The 20,981-nt window shown below is 69.2% G+C and carries 14 protein-coding genes and 1 pseudogene; 12 read left to right on the forward strand and 3 right to left on the reverse strand.

The genetic code is table 11. The features are described from left to right. Nucleotides 1-45: 45 nt before the first annotated feature. The 9 genes and pseudogenes from HND92_RS09210 (at nucleotide 46) to HND92_RS09250 (ending at nucleotide 15,948) form a co-directional block, all read left to right on the forward strand. Nucleotides 46-3,189, forward strand: a complete 3,144-nt coding sequence (locus HND92_RS09210) for an EAL domain-containing protein (protein ID WP_172206800.1) — start codon at nucleotides 46-48, stop codon at nucleotides 3,187-3,189. Between the two features lie 35 nt (nucleotides 3,190-3,224). Further along, the gene (locus HND92_RS09215) at nucleotides 3,225-3,557 is read left to right on the forward strand and encodes a YnfA family protein (protein ID WP_011805330.1); all 333 of its coding nucleotides are present in this window, start codon (nucleotides 3,225-3,227) and stop codon (nucleotides 3,555-3,557) included. A 174-nt stretch (nucleotides 3,558-3,731) separates the two neighbouring features. Next, complete coding sequence (gene smc / locus HND92_RS09220) at nucleotides 3,732-7,256, forward strand: chromosome segregation protein SMC (RefSeq protein ID WP_172206801.1); 3,525 nt, start codon at nucleotides 3,732-3,734, stop codon at nucleotides 7,254-7,256. A gap of 13 nt (nucleotides 7,257-7,269) precedes the next feature. Further along, on the forward strand, nucleotides 7,270-8,412 hold the full coding sequence (locus HND92_RS09225) for a cell division protein FtsZ (RefSeq protein ID WP_172206802.1): 1,143 nt from the start codon (nucleotides 7,270-7,272) through the stop codon (nucleotides 8,410-8,412). Nucleotides 8,413-8,420: 8 nt separating this feature from the next. Then, nucleotides 8,421-8,795, forward strand: coding sequence for a hypothetical protein (locus HND92_RS09230; RefSeq protein ID WP_047351464.1), 375 nt, complete (start codon nucleotides 8,421-8,423; stop codon nucleotides 8,793-8,795). 11 nt (nucleotides 8,796-8,806) lie between these two features. Continuing rightward, the gene (ligA, locus tag HND92_RS09235; RefSeq protein WP_172206803.1) at nucleotides 8,807-11,002 is read left to right on the forward strand and encodes an NAD-dependent DNA ligase LigA; all 2,196 of its coding nucleotides are present in this window, start codon (nucleotides 8,807-8,809) and stop codon (nucleotides 11,000-11,002) included. After that, on the forward strand, nucleotides 11,003-11,953 hold the full coding sequence (locus HND92_RS09240) for a patatin-like phospholipase family protein (RefSeq protein ID WP_172206804.1): 951 nt from the start codon (nucleotides 11,003-11,005) through the stop codon (nucleotides 11,951-11,953). 238 nt (nucleotides 11,954-12,191) lie between these two features. After that, nucleotides 12,192-14,609: pseudogene (locus tag HND92_RS09245) on the forward strand (penicillin-binding protein 1A); the annotation flags it as partial. Nucleotides 14,610-14,745: 136 nt separating this feature from the next. Continuing rightward, a complete protein-coding gene (locus HND92_RS09250) occupies nucleotides 14,746-15,948 on the forward strand; it encodes an MFS transporter (RefSeq protein ID WP_172209233.1) in 1,203 nt (400 codons plus the stop codon). Here the strand turns inward: HND92_RS09250 and HND92_RS09255 are convergent. Further along, nucleotides 15,941-16,489, reverse strand: a complete 549-nt coding sequence (locus tag HND92_RS09255; RefSeq protein ID WP_172206805.1) for an NUDIX hydrolase — start codon at nucleotides 16,487-16,489, stop codon at nucleotides 15,941-15,943. The genes HND92_RS09250 and HND92_RS09255 overlap by 8 nt on opposite strands. Nucleotides 16,490-16,560: 71 nt before the next feature. Next, nucleotides 16,561-17,256: a fumarylacetoacetate hydrolase family protein gene (locus HND92_RS09260; protein WP_011805321.1), complete on the reverse strand. Its 696-nt coding sequence runs from the start codon at nucleotides 17,254-17,256 to the stop codon at nucleotides 16,561-16,563. A 118-nt stretch (nucleotides 17,257-17,374) separates the two neighbouring features. Here HND92_RS09260 and maiA point away from each other — a divergent pair, with 118 nt between their 5' ends. Continuing rightward, complete coding sequence (maiA, locus tag HND92_RS09265; RefSeq protein ID WP_011805320.1) at nucleotides 17,375-18,043, forward strand: maleylacetoacetate isomerase; 669 nt, start codon at nucleotides 17,375-17,377, stop codon at nucleotides 18,041-18,043. 5 nt (nucleotides 18,044-18,048) lie between these two features. Continuing rightward, nucleotides 18,049-18,900 carry a peptidoglycan editing factor PgeF gene (pgeF, locus tag HND92_RS09270; RefSeq protein ID WP_253940131.1) on the forward strand — a complete coding sequence of 284 codons (852 nt, stop codon included), beginning with the start codon at nucleotides 18,049-18,051 and terminating at the stop codon, nucleotides 18,898-18,900. On the opposite strand, the gene HND92_RS09275 is transcribed toward pgeF, so the two are convergent. Continuing rightward, nucleotides 18,817-19,107: a hypothetical protein gene (locus tag HND92_RS09275; RefSeq protein WP_172206806.1), complete on the reverse strand. Its 291-nt coding sequence runs from the start codon at nucleotides 19,105-19,107 to the stop codon at nucleotides 18,817-18,819. The two genes, pgeF and HND92_RS09275, sit on opposite strands and share 84 nt — an antisense overlap. Before the next feature lie 153 nt (nucleotides 19,108-19,260). On the opposite strand from HND92_RS09275, the gene HND92_RS09280 reads away from it, so the two are divergent. After that, the gene (locus HND92_RS09280; protein WP_135148828.1) at nucleotides 19,261-20,979 is read left to right on the forward strand and encodes an alpha/beta hydrolase; all 1,719 of its coding nucleotides are present in this window, start codon (nucleotides 19,261-19,263) and stop codon (nucleotides 20,977-20,979) included. The last annotated feature ends 2 nt before the right edge of the window (nucleotides 20,980-20,981 follow it).

The following is a 20,981-nucleotide window of genomic DNA, read 5'->3' on the forward strand; positions in this document are numbered from 1 at the left end:
GGCGGCTGCCTATCAGCCGTTGTCCTCCTTGTCCATCTGCCCCGCATGCCGACATCCCACGCACAGCGCTCGTTCCCCTGGCACTGGCTCCCCGGAGCGGCCGTGGCGCTGGCCGGTTGCGCGGCAAGCTACGCGCTGTACCACCAGCAGCAATCCTCCATGCAGGCCATCGCGCGGGTGCGTTTCGAGCAGGAGGCCCGGCTGTTTGTCGAGACGCTGCAGCGGCGCATGGAGTCCCACGCGGTTTTGCTGCAGGGCATGCGCGGCCTGCTGACGGTGAATCCGCAGCTGCGGCGCGCCGACTTCGAGCGCGTGGCGCGTGAGCTGGATCTGCAGCATTACCACCCCGGCGTGAAGAACATCAACTTTACGCGGTACGTGCCCGGCCCCCGGCGGGCGGCCTTCGAAGAGCAGGCGCGCTCCGACCCGCATCTGGACGGCGACCTGCCGCGGGATTTCGCCATCCATCCGCAGGCCGTATTGCCCGACTATTTCGTGGTGGACTACCTCTGGCCCCAGGGGGGCAACAGCGGCTTGCAAGGGTTGGAGATCCATTCCCAGCCAGCCAACCTCGAAGCCATGCGCCGTGCGCGCGACACCGGCGGGCTGGTCGCCTCCGCGCCGTTCGAGCTGCACCAGGAAACCGAGCACCGCACGGGCGTCATCATCCGCATGCCGGTGTTTGCCGAGCCGGCGGCCGGACAGGCGGGGCCGGCGCGCTTTCTGGGGGCGGTGGGCGTGAGCCTGCGCATCTACGACATCGTGCATGCCGTGCGCACCGCGGGCAACATGCAGGGCCTGGCGCTGCGCATGGCGGACGTGGGCCCCTTCAACAGCGAGGAGCCTGCTCCGCCGCAATCCCTCTTTGAATCGGAGACGCGCGTCGGCACCTCTGCCATGGAATATGAGCAAAGCGTGCGCGTGGGCGGAAGGCGCTGGAGCCTGCAGTTCCAGCCCGTCGTGCCGTTCCTCTCGCCGCAGGAGTCGCGCCTGCCCTGGCTGCTGGGCTCCGGCGGCCTGTTGGTGACCGCACTGCTCACCGCGCTGGTATCGATGCTGGTGCTGCGGCGGTCGCAGGCACTGGACCATGCCAAGGAGACCGATACGGCCTTGCGCGAAAGCGAGGCGCGCCTGCGCGCCGTGTTCAACCAGGCCGCGGTAGGCATCGCCCAGACCGACTCGCGCACCGGCCGCCTGGTGCGCATGAACCAGAAGTTCTGCGACCTGCTGGGCTACAGCGCGCAGGAACTGCAGCAGATGCGCTTTCAGGACTTCAGCGAGCCCAGCGACCTGGCCGCGGACCTGGAGCAACTGCAGCGGATGCTGGCCGGTGAGCTGAGCGAATACCGCATGGAAAAGCGCTACCGCCGCAAGGACGGCAGCGAGGTGTGGGTGGACCTCATGGTCTCCCCGCTGCGCCTGGAAGGCCAGCCCGAACACCACCTTGCGGTGGTGCAGGACATCAGCAAGCGCAAGCACATGGAGCAGGTGCTGCGCCAGAGCGAGGAGCACCTGCGCAACATCCTGAACCACATGCCCGTGGGCGTGAACCAGGTGCAGGACGGCAAGATCGTGTTCCGCAACGACCGGCACGTCCAGATCTGCGGCTACGACATACGCGAGGCGCCCGACGTGGACACCTGGTGGCGCCTGGTAATGCCCGATGCACACCAACGCGAGCATGCGCGCGAGGCATGGCTCGCTGCGTGCACGGCGGCGGTGAAGAACCCCGACGGTGCCATCCGTACCGTGGAATGCGTGATCACCGCCAAGTCGGGCGTGCGCCGCGCGGTCGAGCTGTCCGGCATGATCCTGGGCGATTCGCACATCGTCACCATGGTGGACCAGAGCCAGCGCAAGGCGGCCGAGGAAGAGGTGCGCTACCTGGCCTACAACGATCCGCTCACCGGCCTGCCCAACCGCCGCCTGCTGCTGGACCGCCTGGAGCAGGCGCTGGCCATGAGCGCCCGCCACCAGCTGTGCGGCGCGGTGATGATGCTGGATCTGGACAACTTCAAGACCATCAACGAGACGCAAGGCCCCGACATGGGTGACCGCCTGCTGCGCGAGGTGGCCCGGCGGCTGCGCGACTGCGTGCCCGAGGACGAAACCCTGGCGCGCCACGGCGGCGACGAGTTCGTCGTGGTGCTCAAGGACCTGGGCGCCGACCCGCAGGAGGCCGCCAACCGCGCCGAGGAGATGGGCCAGACAATCCTGGCGGCCATTCGCGCGCCCTTCGACATCGACGGTCAGCAGCACCACACGGCGCTCAGCGTGGGCATCGCCATCTTCCGCGGGGTGCGCGAATCGGCGGACGAGCTGCTCAAGCGCAGCGACCTTGCCATGTACGAGGCCAAGGCCGCCGGGCGCGATACGCTGCGCTTTTTCGATCCACAGATGCAGGCTGCGGTGTCCGAACGCGCGGCGCTGGAGGCGGACCTGCGCGCCGGACTGGATGCGGGACAGTTAGAACTGTTCTACCAGCCCAAGGTGGACCAGGGCCGCATCACGGGCGCCGAGGCGCTGGTACGCTGGCGCCACCCGGACAGGGGCTTCATCTCGCCAGCGGAATTCATTCCCTTGGCGGAAGAAAGCGGATTGATCCTGCGCGTGGGCGAGTGGGTGATGCGCAGCGCCTGCGCACAGCTGGCGCAGTGGAGCGCGCACCCCGTGCTGGGTGAGCTCACCGTCGCGGTGAACGTGAGCCCGCGCCAGTTCCACGAGGGTAGCTTCGTGCCCCAGGTGCTGGAGGCGCTGGCCGCCTCGGGCGCCGACGCGCGCCGCCTGCGGCTGGAACTGACCGAGGGCATGCTGCTGCAGGACGTGGAGGACACCATCGCCAAGATGGTGCAGTTGCGTGGCTACGGCGTGGGCTTCTCGCTGGACGACTTCGGCACGGGCTACTCGTCGCTGGCCTACCTCAAGCGCCTGCCCCTGCACGAGCTGAAGATCGACAAGAGCTTCGTGCGCGACGTGCTCACCGACCCCAACGATGCCGTGATCGCACGCACGATCGTCGCCCTGGGCACCAGCCTGGGCCTGCGGGTGGTGGCCGAGGGCGTTGAGACCGAGGCGCAGCGCGCCTTTCTGGAGCGCAACGGCTGCCACGCCTGGCAGGGCTATCTGCTCAGCCCACCGCTGCAGGCCGCGGCGTTCGAGGCCTTGGTGCTGAAGCGGGCCGGCGTCTGATCGCTGCGGCCTTCTTTTCCATCACGCATTCACGCATGCTGCCCTTCAAGACCCTGGCCCTGTTCCTGCTCACTGCCGTGGCGGAAATCGTCGGTTGCTATCTGCCCTGGTTGTGGTTGCGCCAGGGGCGCAGCGCCTGGCTGCTGGTGCCGGCGGCCGCCAGCCTGGCGCTGTTTGCCTGGCTGCTCACGCTGCATCCGGCGGCCACAGGGCGTGTGTACGCGGCCTACGGCGGCGTGTATGTGGCCGTGGCGCTGGTCTGGCTGTGGACGGTGGACGGCGTGCGCCCCGGCCCATGGGACTGGCTGGGCGTGGCCGTCACGCTGTGCGGCATGGCCATCATTGCCTTCGCCCCGCGTGGGGGCTGAGCTGCCGTAGGATGCTCTCGTAAGAATAGCTGCTGGCGCTTGCTGGATAAGCGCTGGAGGCCATTTTTGCTTGCAATCGAAGGATGCCCGGCTGGGCATGGGGCCGACACGAGCGCCACGGTATGATTCCGGTCTTTCCTGCACCTGCGAACCGCCCTGTCCAACGCCTGACCCGTGCGTCTTAACTCGATCAAACTCGCCGGCTTCAAGTCGTTTGCCGAGCCCACCAACTTCATGCTGCCGGGGCAACTCGTGGGCGTGGTGGGCCCCAACGGTTGCGGCAAGTCCAACATCATGGACGCCGTGCGCTGGGTGCTGGGCGAGAGCAAGGCCAGCGAGCTGCGCGGCGAGAGCATGCAGGACGTGATCTTCAACGGCACCACCAGCCGCAAGCCGGCCAGCCGTTCCAGCGTGGAGCTGACGTTCGACAACAGCGACCACCGCGCGGGCGGGCAGTGGAACCAGTTCACCGAGATTGCCGTCAAGCGCGTACTCACGCGCGACGGCACCAGCAGCTACTTCATCAACAACCAGCCGGTGCGTCGCCGCGACGTGCAGGACGTGTTCCTGGGCACGGGCCTGGGCCCGCGCGCCTACGCCATCATCGGCCAGGGCACGATCAGCCGCATCATCGAAAGTCGCCCCGAGGAACTGCGCCTGTTCCTTGAAGAAGCTGCGGGCGTGTCCAAGTACAAGGAGCGCCGGCGCGAGACCGAGAATCGCCTGTCCGACACGCGGGAGAACCTCACGCGGGTGGAGGACATCCTGCGCGAACTTAATGCCAACCTCGACAAGCTCGAAAAGCAGGCCGAGGTGGCCGCGCGCTACAACGCGCTGCAGCAGGACGTGACCCTCAAGCAGCACCAGCTGTGGTTCCTGAAGCGCGCCGAGGCGGAAAGCGAACAGGCCCGCGTGCGCACCGAGGGCCTGGCCGCCGTGAACGACCTGGAGTCGCGCATGGCCGACCTGCGCCATGTGGAGGCCGACCTGGAGACCATCCGCCAGGCGCACTACGAGGCGGGCGACAAGGTCAACCAGGCACAGGGGCGCCTCTATGAGGCCACGGCCGAGGTCGGCAAGCTGGAAGCCGAGATCCGCTACGTGGTCGAGGGCCGCCAGCGCGTGGAGCAGCGCCTGGTGCAACTGGCAGAGCAGATCGCCCAGTGGTCCGCGCGCAAGGAAGAGGCTGAAGCCGAAGTCGAGGGCATCGAAGGCGCCGGCATGAATGCCGAGGAGCAGGCCGAGATCCTGGCCGCACAGGTCGAGGAGCAGGCGACACGCCTGCCCGAGCTGGAAGACGCCCTGCGCCAGAGCCAGCAGCGCAGCGACGAGCAGCGCGCCGCCGTGGCGCAGGTGCAGCAGCAGATCCAGGTGCTGGCGGCCGAGCAGCGCAGCCTGGACGAGCAAAGCCGCCAGTTGGAGGCGCGCCTGGAGCGCCTGCGCACCGACCGCAATGCCCTGGCTGCTCCCGACGAGGCGCGCCTGGCCAACCTGCGCCAGCAGTTGCAGCAGGCCGAGGAGGGCGCCGAGATGGCCGAGGCGCGCCTGGCCGAGCTGCAGGACAGCGTGCCCCAGCTCGACGAGGACCGCCGCGCGCGCCAGCAGGTCGTGAACCAGGAAACGGCCCGGCAGGCCGACCTGTCCGCGCGGCTGGAGGCACTCAAGGCCTTGCAGGAAAAGGTCAAGGTATCGGCCAAGCTCCAGCCCTGGCTGGCCAAGCACGGGTTGGAAGGGCTGCAGGGACTGTGGAGCCGCATCCACATCGAACCCGGCTGGGAGAACGCGCTGGAGGCCGCGCTGCGCGAGCGCCTGGCCGCGCTGCCCGTGGGCCGGCTGGACATGGTGCGCGGCTTCCTGGGCGCGGGCGGGCAGGATGCGCCTCCGGCGCGGCTGGCTTTCTACAGCGCGCCGTCTGCGCCCGCGCCCGAAACCCCCGCTGGTTCATCACGCTTGTCGGATCTGCTGCGCGTGCACGACGCCGGGCTGCACGCCGTGCTCGTGGACTGGCTGCAGGGCTGCTACACCGCGCAGACGCTGGACGATGCGCTGAACCGCCGCGCGCAGTTGCAGCCGGGCGAGGCCATCTATGTGGCAGCGGGCCATGCCGTGGGCGCGCACAGCGTGAGTTTTTATGCGCAGGACTCCGAGCAGTCCGGCCTGCTGGCCCGGGCGCAGGAGATCGAACACCTGGAGAAGGAGCTGCGTGCCCAGGCATTGATCGCCGAGGAGGCGCGCACGGCGCTGGTGCGTGCCGAGAGCCTGTACGCCGACGCGGCGCAGCGCCTGGTGGCCGCGCGCCGCGAGGCCAGCGAGGCCCAAGGCCGCGCGCACGAGCTGCAGGTCGAGACCCTGCGCCTGTCGCAATTGGCCGAGCAGACCCGGGCGCGCAGCGAGCAGATTGGCGCCGATCTGTCCGAGGTCGAGGCGCAGTTGGGCGACCTGCAGGAGCGCCGCGTCACCGCGGAGGCGCGTTTTGAAGAACTGGACATGCAACTGGCCGACAGCCAGGAGCGCCACGCCCAGCTGGGCGACCGTGTGATCGAGGCCGAGCGCCGCCTGGCCGAATGCCGTGAGCAGCAGCGCGCGCTGGAGCGCCAGGCGCAGGAGGCCCAGTTCTCCCAGCGCAGCCTGCAGGCCCGGCGTGCCGAGCTGGCGCGCACCATCGACACCGCGGCCACCCAGGCACGCGCGTTGCACGATGAGCGCCAGCGCGCGCAGGACGAGCTTTCGCGCCTGTCCGATGCCGCCGCCCAGGGCGGCCTGCAGCAGGCGCTGGACCTGAAGATCGAGCGCGAAAAAGACCTGGCCGCCCAGCGCAGCCAGTACGACGACCTGACGGCGCGGCTGCGCGCCAGCGACGAACTGCGCATGCAGAACGAGCGCACGCTGGAGCCCCTGCGCGCACGCATCACGGAGTTCCAGCTCAAGGAGCAGGCGGCGCGCCTGGGCCTGGAGCAGTACAGCACGCTGCTGGCGGACGCGCAGGCCGACCTGGCGGCGGTGGAGCGCTCCATCCAGGACGGTGGCGTGCGCATGGCGGGGTTGCAGGGCGAGATCGACCGCCTGCACCGCGAGATCACGGCGCTGGGCGCGGTGAACCTGGCCGCGCTGGAGGAGCTGCAGCTCGCGCGCGAGCGCAAGGGCTTCCTGGACGCGCAGACCGAAGACCTGACGCTGGCCATGACCACGCTGGAGGACGCCATCCGCAAGATCGACGGCGAGACGCGCACCCTGCTGTCGGGCACCTTCGAGACCGTCAACGGGCACTTCGGCCGCATGTTCCCCGAACTGTTCGGCGGCGGCCAGGCCAAGCTCATCATGACGGGTGACGAGATCCTCGACTCCGGCGTGCAGGTCATGGCCCAGCCGCCGGGCAAGAAGAACCAGACCATCCACCTGCTGTCGGGCGGCGAGAAAGCACTCACCGCGATCGCGCTGGTGTTCGCCATCTTCCAGCTCAACCCCGCTCCGTTCTGCCTGCTGGACGAAGTGGACGCACCGCTGGATGATGCCAACACCGAGCGGTATGCCAAGCTGGTGTCCAGCATGTCCAAGGGAACGCAGTTCCTCTTCATCAGCCACAACAAGATCGCCATGGAGATGGCCGAGCAACTGATCGGCGTCACCATGCAGGAGCAGGGCGTGTCGCGCATCGTGGCCGTGGACATGGAGTCCGCGCTGTCCATGGCCGAGGCCTGACCCCGTATTCACCATGAGCAACTTCCAACTTGGTCTCATCATCGCCGGCGCGCTCGTGCTGATCGTCGTCGTCGCCTACAACGCCTGGACAACCCACCGCAACGCGCCCAAGCGCCCGCGGCCGGCCGAGGCCGATCCCGCGCAGGAGCCGGTGGCGCGCCATGAGCCCGCCTTTGATGGCGCGGTGCTTACCGGCGCGGTGCTTACCGGCGCGGGGCTCACCGGCGCGGTGCTTGCCGGGAGCGGCGCCGAAGGCGAGGCCGAGCCCGGCTTTGACGGCCACGCCGTGGATCTGCGTGATGCGCTGGACCTGCCCGTGCCCACGGCCGAGCGCCGCGGCGGGCTGGATCCGCTGATCGACGCCATCGCCCCCATCGTGGCCGAGCAGCAGGTTTCGGGCGATGCGGCCCTGGCCGCGCTGCCGCCCACGCGCCGCGCGGGCAGCAAGCCGTTCGCGGTGGAGGGCTTCAACGACGCCGCGCAGCAGTGGGAAACCCCCCAGCCCGGCCAGCGCTACCTGCAGTTCCAGGCGGGCGTGCAACTGGCCAACCGCCTGGGTGCGCTCAACGAGATCGAGTTCTCCGAATTCGTCATGAAGGCCCAGGGCTTTGCCGACGCGATCAATGCCGCGCCCGACTTTCCCGACATGCTGCACGAGGTGGCCCGCGCGCGCGAGCTGGACCAGTTCGCCAGCGAGCACGACGCGCAGCTCACCTTCGTGCTGCGGGCGCGCCACGCGGCCTGGAGCCCCGGCTACGTGCAGCAGAACGCCGCACGCCTGGGTCTCGTCGCCGGCGCCATTCCGGGCCGGCTGGTGCTGCCGGCGCAGGGGCCGGGCCTGCCGCCCGTGCTCACGCTGACCTACGATGCGCAGGCGGCCATGTCCGGCGACCCCGAGCAGTCCGCCGTGCGCGACATCGTGCTGAGCCTGGACGTGGCCCAGGTCCACCGCTCGCAACAGCCGTTCGCGCGCCTGCGCGAGGTGGCGGCCGCGCTCGGTGAGGCCATGGACGGGGTGCTGTGCGACCAGAACGGTACGCCGCTGCCTGCCATGACCATGGAGCCCATCGCCGCCGATCTTGAGCAGCTGTACGACAAGCTGGACAGCCGCGAACTCTCGGCCGGCTCCGCGCTGGCGCGGCGCCTGTTCAGCTAGGAACCGGCATGATCGACCTGCGCGCCCATGATGTGCGCTCTTTCCTCCCGGCCCAGGACTTCGCGCTGTCCAAGGCGTTCTACGCGGCCCTGGGCTGCACCCTGGAATGGTCGGACGAAGACTTGGCCCTGTTCCATCTGGGCGGGGTGGGGTTCTACCTGCAGCGCTACTACGTGAAGGAATGGGCGGACAACTGCATGCTGCACATTTCCGTGCAGGACGCGGCCCAGTGTTTTGCAGACGTTTCGCAGCTCATCGGCACGGGCCGCTTTCCTGGTGCCCGCGTGTCCGCGCCGAAGCAGGAACCGTACGGCGCGTGCGTGACCTACGTCTGGGACCCGTCGGGCGTGCTGCTGCACCTCGCCCAATGGGACCGGGCCTGACCCTTTCCGGCATGACTGAACAATCCAGCCTTTTTCCGGCTCCCGCGCCCAAGGGGTCTGCGCTGGTAGCTACAAAAATCAAAGCGCTTCGCGAGCAGCTGAACCGCTGGGCGCACGAGTACTACGTCCAGGACACGCCGAGCGTGCCCGATGCCGAGTATGACCGCGCGTTCCAGCAGTTGCAGGCGCTGGAGGGCGCTTACCCCGACCTGGTGACGCCCGACTCGCCCACGCAGCGCGTGCTGGGCGCGGTGCTGGACGGGCTGACACCGGTGCGCCACCGCGTGCCCATGCTCAGCATCCGCACCGAAACCGACACCGAGGCCAGCGGCGCCCAAGCCTTCGACGCGCGCGTGCGCCGTGAACTGAAGCTGCCGCCCGATGCGCCGCCGGTGGAATACGTGGCCGAACCCAAGTTCGACGGCCTGGCGATGAGCCTGCGCTACGAGGGCGGGCGCCTGGTGCAGGCCGCCACGCGCGGTGACGGCGAGGTGGGCGAGGATGTGACGCACAACGTGCGCACCATCCGCCAGATCCCCCTGAGCCTGCCCGCCGGTGTGCCGCCGGTGCTGGAGGTGCGCGGGGAGGTCTACATGCGCCGCGCGGACTTCGACGCACTCAACGAGCGCCAGCGCGAGAAGGGCGACAAGACCTTCGTCAACCCGCGCAACGCCGCCGCCGGCGCGGTGCGCCAGTTGGACTCAGGCATCACCGCGCAGCGGCCGCTGTCCTTCTTCGCCTACGGCCTGGGCGAGGTCACGCCGGCCGCCGAGGGCGGGCCCGACTTCGGCACGCACTTCGGCATGCTGCAGCAGCTCAAGGAATGGGGCTTTCCGGTTGCAGCCCAGGTGCAGATTGCGCAAGGCGCTTCTGAACTCATAGCGTTCCATGAGCGTGTGGGGGCCGAACGGGACGCGCTGCCCTACGACATCGACGGCGTGGTCTACAAGGTCAACAGCCTGGCACTGCAGCGCCAGCTGGGCTTTGTGACGCGCGAGCCGCGCTGGGCCGTGGCCCACAAGTACCCGGCCCAGGAGATGGTCACGCGCGTGGAAGGCATCGACGTGCAGGTGGGCCGCACGGGCAAGCTGACGCCCGTGGCGCGACTCGCGCCGGTGTTCGTGGGCGGCGTCACGGTGACCAATGCCACGCTGCACAACCTGTTCGAGCTGCGCCGCAAGAAAGTGCGCGTGGGCGACCAGGTGATCGTGCGCCGCGCGGGCGACGTGATTCCCGAGGTGGTGGGCGTGGTGCCTGCGGGCGCAGGCCTGGCAGTGCTGGCGGGCTCCGACGCGCTGGTGGACGCCGCCAGCAGCGCGGACGGCACCGCACCCGCGCAGCCGCTGGCGGGGCCGCGCCAGCCCTACGTGCCCAACTTCCGCATGCCACGCCAGTGCCCCATCTGCGGCAGCGCCGTGGTGCGCGAGCCGGGCGAGGTCAACCACCGCTGCTCCGGCGGGCTGTTCTGCCCCGCGCAGCGCAAACAGGCGGTGCTGCACTTCGCCCAGCGCCGCGCCATGGACATCGAGGGCCTGGGCGAGAAGCTGGTGGACCAGCTCGTGGACGGCCACGTGATCCGCACGCTGCCCGACCTGTACCGGCTCGGGCTGTCCAGCCTTGCGCAGCTCGACCGCATGGCCGAGAAGTCCGCGCAGAACGTGCTGGATGCGCTCGACAAATCCAAGCGCACCACGCTGGCGCGCTTTCTCTTCGGCCTGGGCATCCGCCATGTGGGCGAGGCCACGGCCAAGGACCTGGCACGCCACTTCGGCCGGCTCGACGCCATCATGGATGCGGGCGTGGAGCAGTTGCTGCAGGTGAACGACGTGGGGCCCGTGGTGGCCGAGGCCATCCACACCTTCTTCGCGCAACCGCACAACCGCGAGGTGGTGGAGCAGCTGCGCGCCTGCGGCGTCACCTGGGACGAGAGCGAGCCCGCTGCCGCCGCCACGCTGCCCCTGGCGGGCATGACCGTGGTGCTGACCGGCACGCTGCCCACCCTGGGCCGCGACGCGGCCAAGGACCTGCTGGAGTCCGCCGGTGCCAAGGTGGCAGGTTCGGTCAGCAAGAAGACGCACTACGTGGTGGCCGGCGCCGACGCGGGCAGCAAGCTCGCCAAGGCGCAGGAACTGGGCATCCCCGTGCTGGACGAGGACGGGTTGCATGCGTTGCTGCGGGGCACACCGCCCAACGCAGGTGGGGCCTAGATGGCACTGACCCGCCGCGCCCCACGGCTGGGCCTTGCGCTGGGCAGCGGCTCGGCGCGCGGCTGGGCGCACATCGGCGTGCTGCAGGCGCTGCGGGAGGAGGGCGTGCGCCTGGACGTGATCTGCGGCTCCTCCATCGGTGCGCTGGTGGGCGCGGCCTACGCGGGGGGCGAACTGGAGCGCTTTGCCGACTGGGTGCAGGGCCTGGGCCTGCGCGATGTGTTCGGCTTCATGGACTTCAATCTGTCGGGCGGCATGCTCAAGGGCGAAAAGCTCATCGCCTTCTGGCGCCGCAACTTCGCCGATTTCGACATCGACGCGTCGCCGCTGCCCTTCGGCGCGGTGGCGACCGACCTGCACTCGGGTGCCGAAGTCTGGCTGCGCCACGGCTCCATCGCCGACGCGGTGCGCGCTTCCATCGCGCTGCCGGGCCTGTTCACCCCCGTGAACCACACCGACGGGCGGCTGCTGGTGGATGGCGGACTCGTCAACCCCGTGCCCGCATCGCTGGCCCGTGCCATGGGTGCGGACATCGTCATCGCCGTGGACCTGAATTCCGACATCCTGCACCGCCACATGCATCCGCTGGCGGTGGTGCGCGAGCCGCAGGCCTCCGTGCCCACGGATGCGGCGCCGGTCCCCGGGCCGGAGCCGGTACCCGAACCGCTGGTCAGCGCCGACTGGATGCGCCGCCTGAAGTTCTGGGCGCCCGCCAGCGGCGAGGCGCCGCCTCCCAAGCCATCGGCGCTGGACGTGATCATGACCAGCGTGAACATCATGCAGATGCGCATCACCCGCAGCCGCATGGCGGGTGACCCGCCCGAGGTGGTGATCGCCCCGCGCCTGGCGCATTTGGGCCTGCTGGACTTTCACCGTGCCAGCGACGCCATTGCCGAGGGCCGGCGCGCCGCCCATGCCAGCCTGCCGCAGTTGCGCCAGTTCATGGGCTGAGGTGGTGGCGCGGGCCACCGGGCGGTCAGTGGCATCCGTACAGCGGCCCAGCCTTGCGCGGGATTGGCGGTATAAAGCAGGCCCGGCCCGTCGCCAGGCGCCGCGGCTGGTGCGGCGACCGGCGCGTGTTCTGCCTGCCGCGCATGGCCGGGCACCCCTGTCTACGCATTGCTTCTGAATTCATAGCTGCTAGCGCTTGCTGATCAAGCGCTACAGGCCATTTTTGCCCATAAATTACATGGATCTTTCCACGACCCTGCGAGCCCGCTGGGCCCGCCTGCGGCCCGCGCTGGCGCAACTGTTGCATCGGCCCGAGCGCTGGCTGTCCGCGCATGGCCTGGTGTGGCTGCTGGCGGCGCTGGCGCTGGCCGGCGTGCTGTATGTGCTGGCGCTGATCCCGTTCACGCCGGGGATCAGCGACATCCGCAAGGCCAAGAGCGACCAGCCTGCGCAACTGGTGTCTGCCGACGGGCGGCTGCTCGCCGAGTACCGGTGGGTGAACCGCGAATGGGTGCCGCTGGAGACCATCGCCAAGCCCGTGGTCGATGCGCTCATCGCCACCGAGGACCACCGTTTCTACGACCACTTCGGCCTGGACTGGCGGCGCACGCTGTCGGCCGTTGTGCGCACCGTGGGCGGTGACAAGCAGGGCGGCTCCACCATCACCCAGCAGCTTGCGCGCAATCTCTACCCCGAGGACATCGGCCGCGCGCCCACGCTCACGCGCAAGATCAAGGAGGCGATCACCGCGCTGAAGATCGAGTGGCTGTACTCCAAGGACGAGATCCTGGAGACCTACCTGAACACCGTGCCCTTCCTCTACAACGCCTACGGCATCGAGATGGCGGCGCGCACGTACTTCGACAAGTCGGCCGACAAGCTCAACGTGCTGGAAAGTGCCACGCTGATCGGCATGCTCAAGGGCACGGCCTACTACAACCCGGTGCTCAACCCCGAGCGCGCGCAGGCCCGGCGCAACACCGTGCTGGCGCAGATGGCCAAGCGGGGCAAGCTCTCGCAGGCGGAATACGAGCGGCTGATCAAGCGCCCGCTGCGCATCCGCTTCGAGCGGCAGGCCGAGGTGGCGGGTTTAGCGCCGCACCTGGCGCAGCAGCTGCGCCGCCAGCTCATCGACTGGGCCGACCGCAACGGCTACAGCCTGTATTCCGATGGGCTGGTGATCCGCACCACCATCGACGGGCGGCTGCAGGAGATGGCCAACCGGGCCGTGCAGCAGCAGGGCCGGGCGCTGCAGGGTGTGGCCGACAGTGCGTGGGCGCCGCGCAGCGCCTGGGGCCCCAAGAGCGCGCTGGTGCAACAGCTGGTGCGCGAGTCGCCCCAGTACGAAAAGGCGGTGGCCGCGGGGGCCGCACCCGAGGAGGCACTGCGCGAGCTGCTGGACGACGGCAGCTTCCTGCGCACGCTGCGTCAGTCCAAGACCCGCGTTCAGGCCGGCTTCATGGCCATGGACCCGCGCAGCGGTGCGGTGCTGGCCTGGGTGGGCAGCCGCGACTACGCGACCGATCCGTTCGACCACGTGCAGGCCGCACGCCGCCAGCCGGGCTCCACCTTCAAGCCCTTCGTGTATGGCGCGGCCTTTGCGATGGGACTGCAGCCGACCGACACGCTGCTGGACACCGCGGTGGAGATCCCCCTGGGTGGCAAGCGGGTCTGGCGCCCCACGGACGGCCGCACGCCACCCAGCGAGGAGCCCATGACGCTGCGCGACGGGCTGGCGTACTCCAAGAACACCATCACCGCACAGCTCATGCAGAAGGTGGGGCCGGCGCGCGTGGTGCAGCTGGCCCGCGCCATGGGCGTGCGCGAGTCCGAACTGGAGGCCGTGCCCGCGCTGGCGTTGGGCACGAGCTCGGTCACGCTCAAGGAGATGGTCGCCGCCTACGGCACCATCGCCAACGGCGGGCGTTACCTGGCGCCCCGGGTCATCACGCGCATCGAGGACAAGCACGGCAAGCTGCTGGAGGAATTCAAGCCTGCATCGCCCGAGCGCGCGCTGGACGTCACCGCCGCGCAGCAGCTGCGCGACGCGCTGCGGGGCGTGGTGGACAAAGGCACGGGCGCGGCCATCCGCAGCCGCTACGGCATCACGGCGGACGTGGCGGGCAAGACCGGCACCACGCAGGACAACACCGACGGCTGGTTCATCCTGATGCATCCGCAACTCGTCGCGGGGGCCTGGGCGGGCTTCAACGACGGGCGCATCACCCTGCGCAGCGACTACTGGGGGCAGGGCGCGCACAGCGCGCTGCCCATGGTGGGCGACGTGTTCCGCCAGGCCCTGCGCGCCAAGGTCATCGATGCGCGCGAGCGCTTCGTGGATGAGGAGGAAAGCTCCTGGATCGGCTCGGCCGCGGGCACGCTGCGCAACTGGGTCTATGACCTGTTCGGCCGACCCACGGGTGAGCAGGCCGGCCCGGCGGGCGCTCCGGCGCCGCAGCCCGAACTGCCGCAGACGCCGGCGCCGGCCGCCAGCGCCCCGCCGCCGGAAGAGCGCCCCGAGATCACGGATGCGCCCCTTGTGCCGCTGCAGGAGGTCACGCCCCGCCCCGCGCCGGCCGAGCCGCCGGTGTGGGTGACCGAGCCGGATGCACCGTTGCCGGGTCCGCCAGCCGCTGCTCCGGCGGCGCCCCGGCGCCACCCGGTGCCGGCCCCGCCGCGCCGCAGGTCGTTCCTGGCGTGGTGGTCGATCCCGTGCAGCGTGGCGTGGTCGTACCCCGGCCGCAGGACAACGCGCCGTTCTTCGTCGAAACCCGCTGACCACGGCCCTTGGCATGCAGACGCCGCGCCAACCCTCGCCAGCGCGCGTCCCCGCCGCCGTATGGGCGCTGGGCCTGGTGAGCATGCTGATGGACATCTCGTCCGAGATGATCCACAGCCTGTTGCCGATGTTCATGGTGGGCGCGCTGGGCATGTCGGCCTTCGCGGTGGGCCTCATCGAAGGTCTGGCAGAAGCCACGGCGCTGATCGTCAAGGTGTTCTCGGGCACGCTCAGCGACTATCTTGGCAGGCGCAAGGGGCTGGCGTTGCTGGGCTATGGGCTGGGGGCGGTCACCAAGCCGCTCTTTGCGCTGGCTTCGGGCGCCGGCTTGATCGTGACGGCGCGCCTGATCGATCGGGTGGGCAAAGGCATCCGCGGCGCACCGCGCGATGCGCTGGTGGCCGACGTGACCCCGCCGGAGATTCGCGGTGCCGCGTTCGGCCTGCGCCAGTCACTGGACACGGTGGGCGCCTTCGTCGGGCCGCTGCTGGCCGTGGGCCTGATGCTGTTGTGGGCCAACGACTTTCGCGCCGTGTTCTGGGTGGCGGTGGTGCCGGGCGTGCTGTCGGTGGCCATGCTGGCCTGGGGCGTGCGCGAGCCTGCGTCCCAAGGGGGCGTGCGCCGCACCAACCCCATCCGGCGCGAGAACATCCGCCGCCTGGGGCCCGCCTATTGGTGGGTGGTGGCCGTGGGTGCGGTGTTCACGCTGGCACGTTTCAGCGAAGCCTTCCTGGTGCTGCGCGCCCAGAACATCGGCATACCCATGGCACTCGTGCCCCTGGTGATGGTGGCCATGAACCTGGTGTATGCGGCGGCGGCCTATCCATTTGGCAAGCTGTCGGACCGCGTGAGCCACACGCGGCTGCTGGCCTGGGGCCTGGTGGTGCTGATTCTGTCGGACGTGCTGCTCGCAACGGCCCAGCACTGGACCCTGGTGATTGCCGGCGTGGCCGTATGGGGCATTCACATGGGCATGACGCAGGGCCTGCTGTCGGCCATGGTGGCGGATGCGACTCCGGCCGACCTGCGCGGCACGGCCTACGGCGTGTTCCACCTGGCCAGCGGCTTGGCCATGCTGGTGGCCAGCGCGGTGGCTGGGTTGCTCTGGGATGCCGTGGGGCCGGCGGCCACGTTCTGGGCGGGCGGTGTGTTTGCGGTGCTGTGCCTTGCGGGTCTCGGTTGGCGCAGCGCAGGGGCTGGCCGCTTGCTCAGGTGATGTCGATGCAGTGCATGCCGAAGTGCCCCGCGCGACGGTCGGCAAAGAACTGCTCCAGCGTGTGCTTGACGGTGCGAAACGCGATCTCGTCCCAGGGGATCTCGTCCTCGCTGAACAGGCGTGCCTCGATGGTCTCGTGGCCGGGATCGAAGCGGTCGCTGAGCAGCGTGGCCAGGTAAAAGAGGTGCACCTGACCCGCCTGCGGCACATTCAGCAGCGAAAACAGCGGGCCCATCTGGATTTGCGCACCCGCTTCCTCGTCGGTTTCGCGCGCAGCGCCCTCGACGGTGGTCTCGTCCAGTTCCATGAAGCCGGCCGGCAGGGTCCACTTGCCTCGGCGCGGCTCGATGTTGCGTTTGCACAGCAGCACGTGGTCCCCCAGTACCGGCACCGTTCCCACCACCATCAGCGGGTTTTCGTAGTGGATTACGTTGCAACTGGGGCAGACGGCGCGCTCGCGCGTGTCACCGTCGTCGGGCACGCGGTAGGCCACGGCCGTTCCGCAGGCGCGGCAATGCTTGATGGGGCGGCGGAAGTTCATTCGTTGTATGAATAAAAAACGGCTGCAGCGCTTATGGGGAAAGCGCTAGCAGCTATTTTTATGATAGTGAATCAGGCCACGGCCACGCGCAGCGTGCCCAGGCCGTCGATGCCGCCTTCCAGCACGTCGCCGCGCACCACCGCGCCCACCCCCTCGGGGGTGCCGGTGAAGATCAGGTCGCCGGGCTGCAGCTCCCACGCGGCGGACAGGTGTTCGATGGTCTCGGCGATGTTCCAGATCAGCTGGCCCACGCTGCTGCGCTGGCGGTCCGTGCCGTTGACCTGCAGCCAGATGGCTGCCTGCTGCACGTCGCCCGCCTGCGCCGCGGGCGTGATCGGGCCGATGGGCGCGCTGGCCTCGAAGCCCTTGCCGATGCACCAGGGGCGGCCCTGCTTCTTCATCTCGCCCTGCAGGTCGCGACGCGTCATGTCCAGGCCCACGGCGTAACCCCAGATGTGCGACAGCGCGTCGGCCGCGGCGATGTGCTTGCCGCCCTTGCCGATGGCCACCACCAGCTCGATCTCGTGGTGCAGGTCCTTGGTCAGCGTGGGGTAGGGCATCTGGCCGGTCTCGCCCGGGTTCACGGGCAGCACGGCGTCGGCGGGCTTCATGAAGAAGAACGGCGGCTCGCGGCCGGTGAAGCCCATTTCCTTGGCGTGCTCGGCATAGTTGCGGCCCACGCAGTAGATGCGGTGCACGGGAAAGCGCTGGGTTGTGCCCACGACGGGCACGCTGGCCTGCGGTGCGGGAGGGATCACATAGCTCATGGTTCTCTCGGTGGTAGCGGCGGTGTGAAGGGATGAAGCAGTGTGCCACGGCGCGGCGCCGCGCATGGGCTGTGGCCCGCATTACGCCCGGCGCCGGCTTGGCTTATGCTGCGGCCGCATGAAGCTCTACAACTACTTCCGCTCCTCGGCATCGTTTCGCGTGCGCATCGCGCTGGAAGTCAAGGGCCTGCCCTATGACTACCTGCCGGTCCACCTGGTCAAGGCAGAGCATTTGGCGCCCGGCTATGCCGACCGCGTGGGTGACGCGCTGGTGCCGGCGTTGCAGACCGATGACGGCCACCTGCTCACGCAGTCGATGGCGATCATCGAATATCTGGACGAGACCCACCGCGAGCCTGCGCTGCTGCCCGGCGACGCGCTGGCGCGCGCGCGCGTGCGGGCGCTGGCGCAGATGGTGGCCTGCGAGATCCACCCCCTGAACAACCTGCGTGTGCTCAAGTACCTCAAGCACCAGCTGCAGGTGGAAGACGCCGCCAAGGACGCCTGGTACCGCCACTGGGTGCGCAAGGGCCTGGAGGCGTTCGAGCGGCAGCTGGTGCTGCTGGACGGTGAACGCCAGGCCGCCGGGCTGGCACCCTCGCGCCTGTGCTGGGGCGATACGCCCACGCTGGCCGACTGCTGCCTGGTGCCGCAGATCTTCAACGGCCGGCGCTTCCATGTGGACATGGACGGTCTGCCGCGCACGATGGCCGCGTTCGACGCATGCATGGCGCTGCCGGCCTTCCAGCGCGCGCAGCCGTCTGCCTGCTCGGACCACGAGGCCTGAAGCCCGTGGCACAGACCGCTCCCTCCGCAGTGCCGCACGACTGGCTGGTTCCGGACTGGCCCGTACCCGCCCGGGTACGTGCGCTGTGCACCACGCGCAACGGCGGCGTGAGCGCGCCGCCCCGGGACAGCTTCAACCTGGGCCGCTTCGTGGGCGACGACCCCGCCGCCGTGCAGGCCAACTGGGCTGCGCTGCAGGATGCGCTGGGTGCTGGCGGCTCCGCGGTACGGGCGGTGTACCTGCGCCAGGTGCATGGCACGGCAGTGCAGCCGCTGGACGCGCACACGCCCGACGGGATGGACGCCGATGGCTGCACCACGCAGGCCGCAGGCGTGGCCTGCATCGTGATGGCGGCGGATTGTCTGCCGGTACTGTTCACCAACCGCGCGGGTACGCGCGTGGCCGCGGCGCATGCGGGCTGGCGCGGTCTGGCCGCGGGGGTGTTGGAATCGACCTTGGAGTGTTTCAGGCCCGTAGCGCAGGCAGAGCAAGCGCGGGCAGCTATTGAAAACGGAGCGACGGCGGATGCGGATGACGTAATGGCCTGGCTGGGGCCCTGCATCGGCCCCGAGGCCTTCGAGGTGGGCGCGGAGGTGCGCGAGGTCTTCTGTGCGCAGGATCCGCGGGCGGCCGCGTACTTCCGCCCGCATGCCAGCGATGGCAAGTGGCTGGCGGACCTGGCCGGGCTGGCACGCCACCGCCTGCGCGCGTGCGGCGTTACGGCGCAGTACGGCAACGACAGCACCAGCGCCTGGTGCACGGTGGCCAATCCGTTACGGTTCTTTTCGCACCGGCGGGACACCGCCCGGCTCGGCAGCAGCGGGCGCATGGCCGCCTGCATCTGGCTGGCCGCCTGAGGCGGCTTCCACCTCGGCCTGCTGCCGGGCGCGCAGCGCGCGCTTGCGCCCGGGCGTGCCCAGGATGTAGAGCACGATGGACATGGGCAGCAGCCCGTACAGCACGAAGGTGACGCTGGCGCCCAGCACCGTGCCGTTGGCGGACGTGGCCTCGGCCAAGGCCATCAACACGGTGACATACAGCCATGCGATAACCACCAGGTACATGATCGATTCCGAAGGGGCAAAGCGGCGATTGTGGCCGGCTTGCCACGGCGGCGGAAACCCAAAGCCCTGCGAATGCGCTGCAGTTTTCTGCGGCACCGCCTGCTGGGCAACAATGACACATGGGGCCCGCGCCTGGGCCGCGATGGAGGCTGCATGAGCACGAATTTCGACGCCAGCTGGGCCGACAGCGCCCGGCAGTTTCAGCAGATGGTGGGCGAGGGCTGGAGCCAGATGTTGCAGGTCCTGCAGCCCAAGGAAATGGGCGCCGCGCTGTCCATGCCTGCTGCCGGCCCGGTGAGCTTCGCACCCGACAAGCTGGCTGCGGTGCAGCAGCGGTACCTGCAAGAGGTGCAGGCGCTGTGGAGCCATGCGCTGCATCACGACGAGGCACCCCTCAGCAACGACCGCCGGTTCGCGGGCGAGAATTGGGCGCACAACCCGTTGTCGGCGTTCTCGGTCGCGGCCTACCAGTTGCAGGCGCACGCGCTCATGGGACTGGTCGACGCGGTGCAGGCTGACGACAAGACCCGCGCACGCATCCGCTTCAGCGTGGAGCAGTGGCTGGCCGCCATGGCGCCCAGCAACTTCCTGGTGTTCAACGCGGATGCGCAGCAAAAGGCCCTGGAAACGCACGGCGAGAGCATCGCCAAGGGCGTGGCCAACCTGCTGCACGACCTGGGCCAGGGGCATATCTCAATGACCGACGAGAGCCGTTTCGAAGTGGGCCGCAACGTGGCGACCACCGAGGGTGCCGTGGTGTTCGAGAACGAGCTGTTCCAGCTGCTGGAATACAAGCCGCTCACCCCCAAGGTGTACGAGCGGCCCTTGCTTATGGTGCCTCCGTGCATCAACAAGTACTACATCCTGGACCTGCAGCCCGACAACTCGCTGATCCGCCATGCCGTGGCCCAGGGCCACCGCACCTTCGTGGTGAGCTGGCGCAACCCCGATGCGTCGCTGGCGCACAAGACCTGGGACGACTACATCGACGAGGCCGTGCTCACGGCCATCGCCACCGTGCAGCAGATCGCTGGCGCCAAGCAGATCAACGCCCTGGGCTTTTGCGTGGGCGGCACCATGCTGGCCACGGCGCTCGCGGTGCTGGCGGCGCGTGGCGAGGAGCCTGTGGCCAGCTGCACTTTCCTGACCACGCTGATCGATTTTGCCGACACCGGGATCCTCGACGTGTTCATCGACGAAGGCTTCGTGCGCATGCGCGAACTGCAGATGGGGCAGGGCGGGCTCATGAAGGGCCAGGACCTGGCATCCACCTTCAGCTTTCTGCGCCCGAACGACCTGGTGTGGAACTACGTGGTGGGCAACTACCTCAAGGGCGAGACGCCGCCGCCCTTCGACCTGCTGTACTGGAACAGCGACAGCACCAACCTGCCTGGGCCGTACTACGCCTGGTACCTGCGCAACTTCTACCTGGAGAACAACCTCATCCGGCCGGGGCGGCTCACCGTGTGCGGCGAGTCACTCGACCTGACCCAGGTCCAACTGCCTGTGTACATCTACGGCTCGCGCGAGGATCACATCGTGCCGATCGGCGCGGCCTACGCCTCCACGCAGGTATTGCCGGGGGACAAGCGTTTCGTGATGGGCGCGTCGGGCCATATCGCGGGGGTCATCAACCCGCCCGCCAAGAAAAAGCGCAGCCACTGGCTGCGCGAGGATGGGCAACTGCCCGCCACGCTGGATGCGTGGCTGGCTGGGGCCACCGAACTGCCCGGCAGTTGGTGGGACGACTGGTGCGCATGGCTGCAGGGCCATGCCGGTCGGCAGATCGCCGCACCCAAGGCCTATGGAAAGGCGCCGAAGTTCAAGGCCATCGAACCCGCGCCAGGGCGCTACGTGCAGCAAAAGGCCTGAGG

The organism is Diaphorobacter sp. JS3050 (assembly GCF_013154915.1).
GTDB lineage: Bacteria > Pseudomonadota > Gammaproteobacteria > Burkholderiales > Burkholderiaceae_C > Diaphorobacter > Diaphorobacter nitroreducens.

What these genes read in the sequence shown, in the direction of transcription:
- HND92_RS09240 (WP_172206804.1), top strand. Translation starts at nt 11,003, where the DNA reads ATGGCACTGACCCGCCGCGCCCCACGGCTGGGCCTTGCGCTGGGCAGC.
- ligA (WP_172206803.1), top strand. Translation starts at nt 8,807, where the DNA reads ATGACTGAACAATCCAGCCTTTTTCCGGCTCCCGCGCCCAAGGGGTCT.
- HND92_RS09260 (WP_011805321.1), bottom strand. Translation starts at nt 17,256, where the DNA reads ATGAGCTATGTGATCCCTCCCGCACCGCAGGCCAGCGTGCCCGTCGTG.
- HND92_RS09210 (WP_172206800.1), top strand. Translation starts at nt 46, where the DNA reads ATGCCGACATCCCACGCACAGCGCTCGTTCCCCTGGCACTGGCTCCCC.
- HND92_RS09230 (WP_047351464.1), top strand. Translation starts at nt 8,421, where the DNA reads ATGATCGACCTGCGCGCCCATGATGTGCGCTCTTTCCTCCCGGCCCAG.
- HND92_RS09255 (WP_172206805.1), bottom strand. Translation starts at nt 16,489, where the DNA reads ATGAACTTCCGCCGCCCCATCAAGCATTGCCGCGCCTGCGGAACGGCC.
- maiA (WP_011805320.1), top strand. Translation starts at nt 17,375, where the DNA reads ATGAAGCTCTACAACTACTTCCGCTCCTCGGCATCGTTTCGCGTGCGC.
- HND92_RS09275 (WP_172206806.1), bottom strand. Translation starts at nt 19,107, where the DNA reads ATGTACCTGGTGGTTATCGCATGGCTGTATGTCACCGTGTTGATGGCC.
- HND92_RS09225 (WP_172206802.1), top strand. Translation starts at nt 7,270, where the DNA reads ATGAGCAACTTCCAACTTGGTCTCATCATCGCCGGCGCGCTCGTGCTG.
- HND92_RS09280 (WP_135148828.1), top strand. Translation starts at nt 19,261, where the DNA reads ATGAGCACGAATTTCGACGCCAGCTGGGCCGACAGCGCCCGGCAGTTT.
- HND92_RS09215 (WP_011805330.1), top strand. Translation starts at nt 3,225, where the DNA reads ATGCTGCCCTTCAAGACCCTGGCCCTGTTCCTGCTCACTGCCGTGGCG.
- HND92_RS09250 (WP_172209233.1), top strand. Translation starts at nt 14,746, where the DNA reads ATGCAGACGCCGCGCCAACCCTCGCCAGCGCGCGTCCCCGCCGCCGTA.